Origin of the sequence: Stenotrophomonas thermophila (genome assembly GCF_001499715.1) — a bacterium.
In the GTDB taxonomy this organism is placed as follows: Bacteria; Pseudomonadota; Gammaproteobacteria; order Xanthomonadales; family Xanthomonadaceae; genus Stenotrophomonas; species Stenotrophomonas hibiscicola.
Genome location: NZ_CVIW01000012.1, coordinates 236,714 through 248,941 on the forward strand (window position 1 = coordinate 236,714; position 12,228 = coordinate 248,941).

The window sequence follows — 12,228 nt, forward strand, 5'->3', positions numbered from 1 at the left end:
GGACAAGGGTCAGGGGTGCGCGGCGAGGAAACGCTGCACCTGCTCCTGCAGCCAGCGCGGATCATCCCACATCAGGAAGTGGAAACCCTGCGCGCTCATCGCGATCTGCACGCCCTGCAGTTTCGCGTACTGCGCCTGGAACACCGCGCGCGTGCTGTCCTCGGTGCCGCCCATCGGCTGGTAGCCGGCCCAGCTGCCCAGCACCAGTGTCGGTGCGGTGATCGAGGCGATGCTGTCGCGCAGGTCAGTGGTCATCACCGCATGCATGGCATCGGCGGTGGTTTGGCGGTCACTGCTTTCGCCCCAGCGGCCCAGTTCGGCCTGCCGCTGCGGATCGCGGGTCATGCCTGGCAGGCCCGCCTTCAACTGCGCCTGCCATTGCGCGGCATCAGCGGCCAGCATGCCCTTGCGCAGCTGGTCGGCCATCGGCCGCACGCTGCCTGCGGTGGCGTTCGGGTCACGCGCGGCCGGCAGGAACGGCAATGCATCGACCACCACCAGTGCGCTGACCGCCTTCGGCTCGGCCTGCGCCACCTGCAGCCCCAGCAGGCCGCCAAGACTGTGGCCGATCACCACCACCGGGCCCAGCTGTTGGTCGTGCAGGTAGGCCAGCAGCTGCCCGCGCATCGCCGTCAGGAATTCGGCCGGGCGCGGGTCGGCAGGCGCGGCGTCGGCAAAGCCCGGCAGCTGCACCAGGTGGCACTGCACGTCCTTCAGCGCCAGGCAGGTCTCGCGCCAGACCTCGGCGCTGCTGTTCAGGCCGGGGATCATCAGCAGCGGACGGCCCTTGCCGACCACCTCGATCTGCACCTTGCCGGTGCCGGTGGCGGCCGCCGCATGCGCCGAGCCGGAACCGAGCACGGCCATCGCCATGCCGATCATCGCCAGCCGGGCCAGGGCCTTCATTGCGTACCAGAGTGCCAGGAAGATCTTCATCGTCTGCTCCTTCATTGGGTGGGTGGTGCCGGGATGGGAGCAGCGTGGGCCTGGCGGAGGCACCCCGGTTGCGATTTCGGAGCAGCGGCCGCACGGCGGGGCGAACGGTCGCGGGCCGGGGACGGCGGGCTCTCACGCAATCTTCAAGAATCCATCTTGATGAAGAGATATACTGCTTCGCACCGACCACCGCCATCCGCGCCATGACCGCCATCAGCTTCGAGTTCTATCCGCCCAAGACCGACGAACAGCGCAGCCAGCTGGACCGTGCTGCGACCAAGCTGAAGGACTACGGCCCCGAGTACGTGTCCTGCACCTTCGGCGCCGGTGGCTCGACCCTGAGCTACACCTCCGAGACCGTGCGCCATCTCAACCAGCACCATGGCTTCGATGCCGCGCCGCACCTGTCATGCGTGGGCGGCACCCGCCAGGAGATCCGCGAGCTGCTCAAGCTGTACCGCGCCATCGGCTGCCGCCGCCTGGTCGCACTGCGTGGCGACCTGCCCTCGGGCATGGGCTTTCCCGGCGACATGCGCTATGCCGCCGAACTGATCGCCTTCATCCGCGCCGAACACGGCGATGCGTTCCACATCGAAGTGGGCGCGTATCCGGAGACGCATCCGCAGGCCTCCGATTCACTGGCTGACCTGAAGCACTTCAAGGCCAAGATCGATGCCGGTGCCGATGCCGCCATCACCCAGTATTTCTTCAATCCGGACGCGTACTTCCATTTCGTCGATGAAGTGCGGCGGCTGGGCGTGCAGGTGCCGATCACGCCGGGCATCATGCCGATCGCCAACTTCAGCCAGCTGCGCCGCTTCTCCGAACAGTGTGGTGCGGAGATTCCGCGCTGGATCAGTCGCAAGATGCAGGCCTATGGCGATGATGCGGAGTCGGTGCGTGCCTTCGGCACGGAAGTGGTGGCCCGGCTGTGCCAGCGCCTGATCGAAGGCGGCGCGCCCGGCCTGCACTTCTACACGCTGAACCTGGCCAAGCCGACCACCTCGGTGCTGAGGCTGCTGCAGGGCTGAAAGCACGCCGCGCGAGCATGATCGGCGTTACCCTGCGGGCATGATCCGGCTTTCCTTCCTGCTGTTGCTGCTGCCGCTGTGCGTGCTGTCGAGCGTCGCCCACGCACAGTCCACGCGCCTGAACCGCTGCACCGATGCGCAGGGCCAAAGCGTGTATACCGACCGACCCTGCGACAGTGTGGGTGCGCGGTCGCGGGTGCCACCGCCTGCGCCCAGCGGCAACATCCTGCAGCGCGATACCCTGGGGGCACGCTGCCCGCGGCGGCTGAGTGAACTGGTGGACGCATTGCGCAATGGCATCGTCAGCAATGATGTGAACCGGCTGTCCTCGCTGTACCTGTGGGGCGCGGTCTCCGATGCGGGCGCGCAGCGAATCCTCGGTCAACTGGAATCGCTGGTGCGGCGGCCGCTGGTGGACGTCGTGCCGGTGTATCCAGGACAGGGCCAGGACGCAGTGACTGACGAGGGCCAGGGCCCTGCTGCGCAGGGATCCGCCCCTGAGCCGACGGCTGTTCGCCATCCGGTCGGCCTGCGCCTGGAGCAGACCCTGCCAGGCAGCGTGGCGCGTGCCTCGACGGTGGTGGGATTACGGCGGCAGTACGGGTGTTTCTGGATCACGTTGTGATCGCGGGCATCCATCCACGCATGGCGTGGATCTACTGCTTCCATTCCACAGGGTAGCGCCGGGCGATGCCCGGCGACCGACGCGGCTTTACGCCAGCCACAGCCCGCGAATGGCGGCGATGCCCTGGCCGCCATGGCGGCGCGCTTCGGCAATGTGACTGCGGCCCATGCCGCCCAGCGCATAGATGGGCAGTGACACCTGCGCGCGCACCGCGGCGAAGGCATCCCAACCCAGCGGCACGGCATCTGGATGGCTGGGCGTGGCCTGCACCGGGCCCAGCACGGCGAAGTCGCAGCCCAACTGCTGTGCCGCCTGCAGTTGCTGCAGGTCGTGGCAGGATGCAGCCACCAGCTGGCCTTGGGCTAGCGGGCGCTGCGACAGCTGCAGCAGCTGTTCGCTGCCCAGGTGCACGCCCACGCCCAACGCACGCGCCAGTTCGATATCGCGGTTGAGCAACCATTGCACGCCGCTGCGGCGATGCGCACGCACGACCTGCTCGACCATCGCCTGCCGCTGCGGATGGGCCGTCGGCAACCGCAGTTGGATGCGCTGCTGGCCCGCAGCCACCACGCGCTGCAGCTGTTCATGCCACTGCTGCACGCCGCCCTCATCATCGGCCGGCGCCGGGGTGATCAGGTAGCTGTCGGGCTGGCGCAGGGCGGCCACCACCGGCAGGTCTGCCGGCGGCATTGAATAGCGGCCCAGCTTGTCCGGCGCCACCCAGGTGATCGCCTGGCCCTCCCGCCCACGCGGTGTCCCTTTCCAGCTGCGCACGTGGCGCACCTCCAGGGTCAGGTGCTTGTCCGGATAGCGCTGCGGCACATCCATCAGCCACTCGCCGACATCGGCCTCGATGCCCAGTTCCTCGCGCAGCTCGCGCACCAGCGCCTGTTCGGAGGTCTCGCCGGATTCGCGTTTGCCGCCGGGAAACTCCCACAGGCCGGCCATGTCGCGGTTCTCGGTACGGCGGTTGAGCAGCACGCGGCCACGGGCGTCGGTGATGACGGCGGCCACGACATGGATCGATCGGGTGGGGGAAGGCATGGGGGGAAGCATGCCCAGAACAGGGCGGCCGGCGCAATCACGGATCCGCTGCAACTCCCCTGCCACAAACGAAAAGCCCCGCTTTCGCGGGGCTCTTCGGCATCAGCTCAGCTGGCCGTGGCAGTGCTTGTACTTCTTGCCACTGCCGCACGGGCACGGATCGTTGCGGCCGATCTTCGGCTCGTCGCGCTGCATCTGCGCCACGCCCTGCTGGGCAGCCTGCACCTGCGCGGCTTCCTCGTCGGCGCTGTAGCCGCCCACGTCCTGGTGCTGGAACTGCGACTGGCTCAGGCGGGCTTCGGCCTGCTGGCGCTCGGCCGCTTCCAGCGCCTGCACTTCCTCGTCGCTGCGGATGCGCACGCGCGACAGCAGGGTCACCACTTCGCGCTTGACGTTTTCCAGCATGTCCGAGAACAGCTCGAAGGCTTCCTTCTTGTATTCCTGCTTGGGCTGCTTCTGCGCGTAACCACGCAGGTAGATGCCCTGGCGCAGGTAATCCATGCGCGCCAAGTGCTCCTTCCAGCTCTGGTCCAGCACGGTCAGCATCACGTGCTTCTCCAGCGCGCGCATGGTTTCTTCGCCCACGCCGGCTTCCTTCTCGGCAAAGTGCTGATTCACTCGTTCCTGCACCTTGGTGGCAATCGCTTCGGCGTCCAGCTCCTCGTGTTCCTTGACCAGGTCGGTCAGCGACATCTGCAGGCCGAAGTCCGACTCGAGGGTCGCTTCCAGGCCTCGCAGGTCCCACTGCTCGTCGATCGAGTTCGGCGGCACGAAGCGGGCCACCACGTCGAAGATCACGTCGTCGCGGATGCCGTCGACGTTGTCCTTCACCGATTCGGCGTCCAGCAGCTCGTCGCGCTGGGCGTAGATCACCTTGCGCTGGTCGTTGTTGACATCGTCGAAGTCCAGCAGGTTCTTGCGGATGTCGAAGTTGTGGGCCTCGACCTTGCGCTGCGCCTTCTCGATCTGGCGGCTGACCAGGCGGTCTTCGATGACGTCGTCTTCCTTCATGCCCATCATGCGCATGGCCTTCTGCACCCAGTCGGAGGCGAAGATACGCATCAGGTTGTCTTCCAGCGACAGGTAGAAGCGGGACGAACCCGGGTCACCCTGGCGGCCCGAACGGCCACGCAACTGGTTGTCGATACGGCGCGACTCATGGCGCTCGGTGCCGACGATGTGCAGGCCGCCCGCCGCCTTCACTGCCTCGTGGCGCTTCTGCCAGTCGGCCTTGACTGCGGCTTTCTGCTCGTCGGTCGCGTCCTCGCCCAGCGCGTGGAGCTCTGCTTCCAACGAACCGCCCAGCACGATGTCGGTACCACGGCCGGCCATGTTGGTGGCGATGGTCACCGCGCCCGGACGGCCGGCGTTGGCGACGATGGTCGCTTCGCGGTCGTGCTGCTTGGCATTGAGCACTTCGTGCTTCACGCCGGCCTTGCTCAGGTGCTCGGACAGCATTTCGGAAGTTTCAATCGAGGTGGTACCGACCAGCACCGGCTGGCCGCGCTTGGCGCATTCTTCGATGTCGGCCAGCACCGCATTGAACTTGCCCTTGCGGTTGAGGAACACCTGGTCCGGGCTGTCCTTGCGGATGGTCGGGCGGTTGGTCGGGATCACCACCACTTCCAGGCCGTAGATGCTCTGGAACTCGAAGGCTTCGGTATCGGCCGTGCCGGTCATGCCGGACAGCTTCTTGTACATGCGGAACAGGTTCTGGAAGGTGATGCTCGCCAGCGTCTGGTTCTCGCGCTGGACCGGCACGCCTTCCTTCGCTTCCACCGCCTGGTGCAGGCCATCGGACCAGCGGCGGCCGGCCAGGGTACGACCGGTGAACTCGTCGACGATGACCACTTCGCCGTCGCGCACGATGTAGTCCACGTCACGCTGGTAGATCGCGTGCGCGCGCAGGGCGGCGTTGAGATGGTGGACCACGGTCAGGTTCTGCGCCGCGTACAGGCCTTCGGTTTCGCCGTTGAGGATGCCGGCTTCCACCAACAGCTGCTCGGCGTGCTCCATGCCCGCTTCGGACAGGTGCACCTGCTTGCCCTTCTCATCGACCCAGAAATCACCTTCGCCGTCCTCGCTCTCCTGCTTGACCAGGTGCGGCACGACGCGGTTGACACGGATATACAGCTCCGGGGAATCGTCGGCCGGGCCCGAGATGATCAGCGGGGTACGCGCTTCGTCGATCAGGATGGAGTCGACTTCGTCGACGATGGCGTAGTGCAGGCCGCGCTGGTAGCGGTCGGCCTTGGACAGCGCCATGTTGTCGCGCAGGTAGTCGAAACCGAATTCGTTGTTGGTGCCGTAGGTGATATCCGCAGCGTAGGCTTCGCGCTTGTCGCTGTGCGGCATGCCCGGATACACCACGCCCACGCTCAGGCCCAGCCAGTTGTACAGCTTGCCCATCTGCGCGGCGTCGCGGCGGGCCAGGTAGTCGTTCACGGTGACCACGTGCACGCCCTTGCCTTCCAGCGCGTTGAGGTACACCGGCAGGGTCGCCACCAGGGTCTTGCCTTCACCGGTACGCATTTCTGCGATCTTGCCCAGGTGAAGCACCATGCCGCCGATCAGCTGCACATCGTAATGGCGCATGCCCAGCACGCGGCGGCCGGCTTCGCGGCACACCGCGAAGGCTTCCGGCAGCACCTTGTCCAGGGCTTCACCATCGGCGATGCGCTGCTTGAACTCCGGCGTCTTGGCCTGAAGCTGCTCGTCGGAAAGCTTCTCGATCTCCGGCTCCAGCGCATTGATCTTGGCGACGATGCGGTTGAGCTGGCGCAGCTGTCGTTCGTTACGACTGCCAAATACGCGGGTAAGCAGGCTGTTGATCATTGAAGGAACCGGGTTGGATGGACACGACGCCCGGCCTCCCCCTTGGGATCCGTCCGCCGCAAACGAAACAGGGCGCCTGGCGCCCTGTCGATGGCAACACCCATTGTAGCTTGGGACGGGCGGCTGAGGTTTCAACCCCGAGGGGTAGTGCCGGCTGCTGGCCGGCAACCTCATGATCTTCGGCAGCGTCGCGGATTGCCGGCCAGCGGCCGGCACTACCAGATCAACCGCATCGGGTCAGAGCCCTCCCGCGGCGCGGAAGGGATACGACCCGGGATCAGCCGCGGCTGACGCGGCCGACCGGCGTGTTGCCGCCGTCGCCGAGGAACTTGCGCGGGTTGACCACGTTGCCGTTCTCCCACACCTCGAAGTGCACGTGGGCGCCGGTCGAACGACCGGTGGAACCGGCCTTGGCCACTTCCTGACCGGCACGGACCAGGTCACCGGCCTTCACCACCAGGCGCGAATTGTGCGCGTAGCGGGTGACGTAGCCATTACCGTGGTCGACATCGACCACGTTGCCGTAGCCGCCCTTCACGCCGGCGAAGCTGACCACGCCTTCGGCCACGGCCATCACCGGGTCACCGACCTTGGCGTGGAAGTCCATGCCCTTGTGGGTGGCGGCACCGCGGCCGAACGGGTCGGCACGGGTGCCGAAGCCGGAGGTCACGTAGCTGTTGCGGATCGGCATGCGCGACGGCACGGCGTTCTGCTGCAGCTGGTGGTCGAACATCAGCGATTCCATCACCGACAACTGGCGGCCTGAAGCAGCGAAACGCTGCTCCAGCACCTGTAAGTCGGCGTTGACGTCCTTGACCGGGATGTCGCTGGTCGGGCCGCCGGCATCGCCGTCACCGAGGCCAGGCGTCTCGTTGAAGTCGAACTCGCCGTCTTCCAGCTTGCCCATCTGGGTCAGCCGTTCGCCAAGGGCGTTCAGGCGGGTAGCCTGCGCCTGCAGCTCGCCGAGGCGTGCCGCCAGCGCGTTGACCTGGGTCTGCGCATCGCGCTTGACCTTGGCCAGCTCCGCATCCTGGCGCTCGACCTTGGCCTGCAGCCGGGAATCATTCAGCGCGCTGACGCCAATGCCGCCAGCAAGGCCGATAATGCAGCCTACCCCGAGCACGCTGCCCAGCAGGGCGCGGGGGCGGTCCTCGAAATAGAACCGCAAACGCGTGATCGGCGACGATTTGGCCTGTCCTTCACGCGTTTTGATTACGATCTTTTTGAATGCCATCAGTGAGTTTTCATGTCTGAGCCGAAATCCAGCGTTCGCCCCGCGTCGGCACCGAAACCGGCGCTGGATGCGGTAATGGCGGACAAAAGCGGGAACCCGCTGCGGCGTGCCCTGTGGCTCGACGCGCTGGACCGACAGTTGCGCCCCCAGTTGCCGCCCCCTCTGCGCAGCCGCTGCCGGCTGGCCAATGTGGACGGGGAACACCTCGTTTTTCTCGTCGAATCCCCGGTCTGGCATGCCAAGTTGCGGCTTGCCGAAGCCCAGTTGCTCGACGCGGCCCGTTCCATCGGGCTGAAGGCCACCAAGGTGACCATCAAGACTGCGTCTCCCACTCCCACGCGCTCCCCAGCGCTCGACAACCGGAATGGACCCCACGCAGTTTCAGCCGCCACGCACAAAGGGCTACGCGACGCCTTGGCTTGCCTGCAGGACGTTCCTTCCAAACCGAAGAAACGAACATGATGGCAACGGAGCATCCGGCTCCGCTCCCCGTCGCGCGTGTCACCACGGCGTGAAACATTTCGGGGGCCGGGTCGCATCCTAGCGGCCATCCAAGGGCCTGTCGTTAGATTGTTGTTAAAACAGCGTTAAATTCAGGCTCCGGATCCAACAGGTTCACAAAACCGTGACCTCGAACCGGCCTTGATGCCTTTTCAAGCGCACTGAATGCGTCGTCTTCGCCGGAAACAACAACGCCGCCTTGGGTGGCGGCGTTTTTATCTTTAAATTCAACGGCCTACGGAATCAGGCATAGGCCGGAGTGGCGTATTCGACCGGACCCGGGGTGGCAGGCGAGTCAAAGCTGACCCATTCCCAGGCAGTGGCGTCGGCCATCAGCGCCCGCACCAGCTTGTTGTTGAGCGCGTGGCCGGATTTGAAGCCCTCGTAAGCGCCCAGCACCTGGCCACCGGCCAGGTAGAGGTCGCCGATCGCATCGAGGATCTTGTGGCGCACGAATTCGTCGGCGTAGCGCAGGCCGTCTTCGTTGAGCACGCGGAACTCGTCCAGCACGATGGCGTTGTCCATCGAACCGCCCAGGCCCAGGTTGCGCTCGCGCATGTATTCCAGGTCGCGCATGAAACCGAAGGTGCGCGCGCGGGAGATTTCCTTGGTGTAGGCCAGCGTCGAGAACTCGATTTCCTGGCGCGACTGCTTGGCCGGGATCATCGGGTGGTCGAACTGGATGGTGAAGCCCAGCTTGTAACCCTCGTACGGGGTGAAGCGGGCCACCTTGTCGCCCTCGGTCACTTCCACGGTCTTCAGCACGCGGATGAAGCGCTTGGGCGCATCCTGTTCCACGATGCCTGCCGACTGCAGCAGGAACACGAACGGGCCGGCCGAACCGTCCATGATCGGCAGCTCGGCCGAGGACAGTTCGACGATGATGTTGTCCACGCCCAGGCCAGCCAGCGCCGACATCAGGTGTTCGACGGTCTGGATCTTGGCGTCGTTGCAGGTCAGGCCGGTGCACAGGGTCACTTCGGTGACCAGCTCGGCCTTGGCCGGCACTTCCACCACCGGGTCCAGGTCCACGCGGCGGAACACGATGCCATGGTTGACCGGTGCCGGGCGCAGGGTCATGTAGACCTTGTCGCCGCTGTGCAGGCCAACGCCGGTGGCGCGGATCGTGTTCTTGAGGGTGCGTTGCTGGATCATGGGGGATGGACCGGAAGTGACACATTAGATTAACACGCACGCTCCCCTACCCCGGCTGAAACGCCGGCAGGACGCGCGTGAAGCAGGGCGGCCGGGCCCATCCTGGCCCGGCGCCCGCGTTTTCAGGACATGGTGGCGCTACCCGGGGAGGACAACCCCGGGCCGCCCCGCTCAGTCCGCCTGGCGGCGCAGGAACGCCGGGATGTCCAGGTAGTCGTTCGGCAGTTCCGCCGCAGCCGGGGCCGAGGAGGACGGCGCCGACGGGGCCGAAGCGGCCGCGGTATCGCTGCTGGCGCGACGCAGGCCCAGGCCCATGCCGCCGACGGCCTTGGACACGGCGTCGCCACCGTTGTCGAAGTCGCCGAACTCCGGCTGGCCGGTCGTGGCATTGCGGACCAGCTTGATCGGCGCACGCTCGCCCGGACGCTGGGTCTTGCTGGCCGAAACACGGTTCAGGCCGGTAGCGACCACGGTCACGCGCACTTCGTCCTGCATGTCCGGATCCAGCACGGTACCGACCACCACGGTGGCGTCTTCGGAAGCGAAGCCATCGATGGTGCGGCCGATCTCGTCGAACTCGGCCATGGTGAAGTCGGCGCCGGCGGTGATGTTGACCAGGATGCCGTTGGCACCGGCCAGGTTCACATCGTCCAGCAGCGGGTTCTGGATGGCGGCTTCGGCGGCGGCCTGGGCGCGGTCATCGCCACGGGCGGTGCCGGTGCCCATCATCGCCAGGCCCATTTCGGACATGACGGTACGCACGTCGGCGAAGTCGACGTTGATCAGGCCCGGACGCACGATCAGGTCGGCGATGCCCTGCACGGCGCCCTGCAGCACGTCGTTGGCGGCGCGGAAGGCCTGGATCATGGTCGCGTTGCGACCCAGCACGGTGATCAGCTTCTCGTTCGGGATGGTGATCAGCGAGTCGCAGTGCTGGCTCAGTTCCTCGATGCCCTTCAGCGCCACCTGCATGCGGCGACGGCCTTCGAACGGGAACGGCTTGGTGACCACGGCCACGGTCAGGATGCCCATTTCCTTGGCCAGCTGTGCCACCACCGGCGCAGCGCCGGTGCCGGTGCCGCCGCCCATGCCGGCGGTGATGAACACCATGTCCGCGCCCTGCAGCGCGTCCATGATGCGCTCACGGTCTTCCAGCGCGGCCTGGCGGCCGACTTCCGGGTTCGCGCCTGCGCCCAGGCCCTTGGTCACGTTGGTACCCAGCTGCAGCTGCAGCTTGGCACCACAATTCTTGATGGCCTGCGAGTCGGTGTTGGCGGTGATGAATTCCACGCCGTCCACCGCCGAGTTGACCATGTGCGCCACGGCATTGCCGCCGCCGCCGCCCACGCCAACCACCTTGATCACCGCATTGGGTGCCATCTTTTCGATCAGTTCAAAATGCGCCATGTCCGTGTCCTCGTTGTATCCGCTTGTCGGTGGCATGGACGGTCGGGCCTCCTGCCTTCGCGTGTCATGTTGCCGTTGCGGCTGTGTGGGTTGTGTATTGCGTTGTTGCGTTGTTGCGTTGTGATGCGGGTACTGCGGGTGTTGCGCCGGGCCGGGCCCGGAGTTGCGGGTTCCGCGTCAGAACTCGCCGCGGAACCAGGTCTTGAGTTTCTTGAACATGCTTCCAGCGCGCCCGGTCGGCAGCGATGGCCGGCGCGGGTGCTCGATCTGGCTGCCCATCAGCAGCAGGCCCACGCCGGTGGCGTGCACCGGGTTGCCCACCACTTCGCCCAGGCCGGTGACGTGCTGCGGGATGCCCACGCGCACCGGCATCTGCAGCATTTCCTCGGCCAGTTCGACCACGCCCTCCATCTTCGAGGCGCCACCGGTCAGCACCATGCCGGCGCGCACCAGTTCCTCGAAGCCGGAGCGGCGCAGTTCGGCCTGCACCATCTCGAAGATCTCCTCGTAGCGGCCCTGCACCGCCTGCGCCAGCGAATGGCGCGGCATGCGGCGCGGTGGACGGTCGCCCACCGACGGCACCTGGATGCTTTCCTCGGCGGTGGCCAGCTGGGCCAGGGCGCAGGCGTAGCGCACCTTGATCTGCTCGGCTTCCGGGGTGGGCGTGCGCAGCATGTGCGCGATATCGTTGGTGACGTGGTCGCCGGCGATCGGCAGCGAGGCCGTGTGGCAGATCGCACCCTGCACGAACACCGCGATGTCGGTGGTGCCGGCGCCCATGTCGACCAGCACCACGCCCAGCTCGCGTTCGTCAGCGGTCAGCACCGCCACGCTGGAGGCCAGCGAGGACAGCACCAGGTCGTCTACCTGCAGGCCACAGCGCTGTACGCACTTGCTGATGTTGGCTGCGGCCGACTGCGCGCACACCACCAGGTGCGCATGCACCTCCAGGCGCACGCCGGTCATGCCGACCGGGTTGCGGATGCCTTCCTGCGAATCGTCCAGCACGTACTCGCGCGGGATCGCGTGCAGGATCTTCTGGTCGGCCGGAATCGCCACCGCCTTGGCCGCATCGAGCACGCGATCCAGGTCGCCCCAGGTCACTTCCCCGTCGCGGATCGGCACGATGCCGGGCGAGTTCTTGCACTGCACGTGGTTGCCGGAGATCGAGGCGTACACCGAGCGGATCTCGCAGCCGGCCATCAGCTCGGCTTCTTCCACCGCGCGCTGGATCGACTGCACGGTCGATTCGATGTCCACCACCACGCCGCGCTTCAACCCGCGCGATTCGTGCGAGCCGATGCCGATCACTTCGATCGGGTTGCCCGGCGAATACTCGCCCACCAGCGCCACCACCTTGGAGGTGCCGATGTCCAGGCCAACGATCAGCGATTTGTCACCCTTGCGATTCATGTCCTTTCCTGCGTCCTGCTGGCTGGGGTCGCCGGCGTTTTCGCCGG

Annotated in this window: 10 protein-coding genes; 3 read left to right on the plus strand and 7 right to left on the minus strand. The window is 66.3% G+C overall.

Annotated elements, in window-relative coordinates; genetic code table 11:
- Positions 1 to 9 precede the first annotated feature (9 nt).
- A complete protein-coding gene (locus BN1263_RS07845; protein ID WP_058980412.1) occupies positions 10 to 936 on the minus strand; it encodes an alpha/beta fold hydrolase in 927 nt (308 codons plus the stop codon).
- A 203-nt stretch (positions 937 to 1,139) separates the two neighbouring features.
- Between BN1263_RS07845 and metF the strand changes: the two genes are divergently transcribed.
- Both metF and BN1263_RS07855 read left to right on the plus strand, forming a co-directional pair.
- On the plus strand, positions 1,140 to 1,967 hold the full coding sequence (gene metF, locus BN1263_RS07850; RefSeq protein ID WP_058980413.1) for a methylenetetrahydrofolate reductase [NAD(P)H]: 828 nt from the start codon (positions 1,140 to 1,142) through the stop codon (positions 1,965 to 1,967).
- Positions 1,968 to 2,007: 40 nt separating this feature from the next.
- The gene (locus BN1263_RS07855) at positions 2,008 to 2,592 is read left to right on the plus strand and encodes a DUF4124 domain-containing protein (RefSeq protein ID WP_058980414.1); all 585 of its coding nucleotides are present in this window, start codon (positions 2,008 to 2,010) and stop codon (positions 2,590 to 2,592) included.
- A gap of 87 nt (positions 2,593 to 2,679) precedes the next feature.
- On the opposite strand, the gene BN1263_RS07860 is transcribed toward BN1263_RS07855, so the two are convergent.
- From BN1263_RS07860 to BN1263_RS07870, 3 genes are all read right to left on the minus strand, one after another.
- Positions 2,680 to 3,636, minus strand: coding sequence for a Nudix family hydrolase (locus BN1263_RS07860; protein ID WP_058980415.1), 957 nt, complete (start codon positions 3,634 to 3,636; stop codon positions 2,680 to 2,682).
- 102 nt (positions 3,637 to 3,738) lie between these two features.
- Positions 3,739 to 6,471, minus strand: a complete 2,733-nt coding sequence (secA, locus tag BN1263_RS07865) for a preprotein translocase subunit SecA (RefSeq protein ID WP_058980416.1) — start codon at positions 6,469 to 6,471, stop codon at positions 3,739 to 3,741.
- A gap of 277 nt (positions 6,472 to 6,748) precedes the next feature.
- The gene (locus BN1263_RS07870) at positions 6,749 to 7,705 is read right to left on the minus strand and encodes a M23 family metallopeptidase (RefSeq protein WP_019661077.1); all 957 of its coding nucleotides are present in this window, start codon (positions 7,703 to 7,705) and stop codon (positions 6,749 to 6,751) included.
- 12 nt (positions 7,706 to 7,717) lie between these two features.
- Between BN1263_RS07870 and BN1263_RS07875 the strand changes: the two genes are divergently transcribed.
- Positions 7,718 to 8,167: a DciA family protein gene (locus BN1263_RS07875; protein ID WP_058980417.1), complete on the plus strand. Its 450-nt coding sequence runs from the start codon at positions 7,718 to 7,720 to the stop codon at positions 8,165 to 8,167.
- A 282-nt stretch (positions 8,168 to 8,449) separates the two neighbouring features.
- Here BN1263_RS07875 and lpxC read toward each other — a convergent pair whose 3' ends face one another.
- The 3 genes from lpxC to ftsA all read right to left on the minus strand — a co-directional run bounded on the left by lpxC (position 8,450) and on the right by ftsA (position 12,181).
- The gene (gene lpxC, locus BN1263_RS07880) at positions 8,450 to 9,361 is read right to left on the minus strand and encodes a UDP-3-O-acyl-N-acetylglucosamine deacetylase (protein ID WP_019661076.1); all 912 of its coding nucleotides are present in this window, start codon (positions 9,359 to 9,361) and stop codon (positions 8,450 to 8,452) included.
- A 171-nt stretch (positions 9,362 to 9,532) separates the two neighbouring features.
- A complete protein-coding gene (ftsZ, locus tag BN1263_RS07885) occupies positions 9,533 to 10,768 on the minus strand; it encodes a cell division protein FtsZ (protein WP_058980418.1) in 1,236 nt (411 codons plus the stop codon).
- 177 nt (positions 10,769 to 10,945) lie between these two features.
- The gene (gene ftsA / locus BN1263_RS07890; protein ID WP_005408083.1) at positions 10,946 to 12,181 is read right to left on the minus strand and encodes a cell division protein FtsA; all 1,236 of its coding nucleotides are present in this window, start codon (positions 12,179 to 12,181) and stop codon (positions 10,946 to 10,948) included.
- Between the last annotated feature and the right edge of the window lie 47 nt (positions 12,182 to 12,228).

Bases quoted from the DNA above. Each gene is read 5' to 3' on its own strand.
- BN1263_RS07845 (WP_058980412.1), bottom strand. From the start codon at position 936: ATGAAGATCTTCCTGGCACTCTGGTACGCAATGAAGGCCCTGGCCCGG.
- metF (WP_058980413.1), top strand. From the start codon at position 1,140: ATGACCGCCATCAGCTTCGAGTTCTATCCGCCCAAGACCGACGAACAG.
- BN1263_RS07855 (WP_058980414.1), top strand. From the start codon at position 2,008: ATGATCCGGCTTTCCTTCCTGCTGTTGCTGCTGCCGCTGTGCGTGCTG.
- BN1263_RS07860 (WP_058980415.1), bottom strand. From the start codon at position 3,636: ATGCCTTCCCCCACCCGATCGATCCATGTCGTGGCCGCCGTCATCACC.
- secA (WP_058980416.1), bottom strand. From the start codon at position 6,471: ATGATCAACAGCCTGCTTACCCGCGTATTTGGCAGTCGTAACGAACGA.
- BN1263_RS07870 (WP_019661077.1), bottom strand. From the start codon at position 7,705: ATGGCATTCAAAAAGATCGTAATCAAAACGCGTGAAGGACAGGCCAAA.
- BN1263_RS07875 (WP_058980417.1), top strand. From the start codon at position 7,718: ATGTCTGAGCCGAAATCCAGCGTTCGCCCCGCGTCGGCACCGAAACCG.
- lpxC (WP_019661076.1), bottom strand. From the start codon at position 9,361: ATGATCCAGCAACGCACCCTCAAGAACACGATCCGCGCCACCGGCGTT.
- ftsZ (WP_058980418.1), bottom strand. From the start codon at position 10,768: ATGGCGCATTTTGAACTGATCGAAAAGATGGCACCCAATGCGGTGATC.
- ftsA (WP_005408083.1), bottom strand. From the start codon at position 12,181: ATGAATCGCAAGGGTGACAAATCGCTGATCGTTGGCCTGGACATCGGC.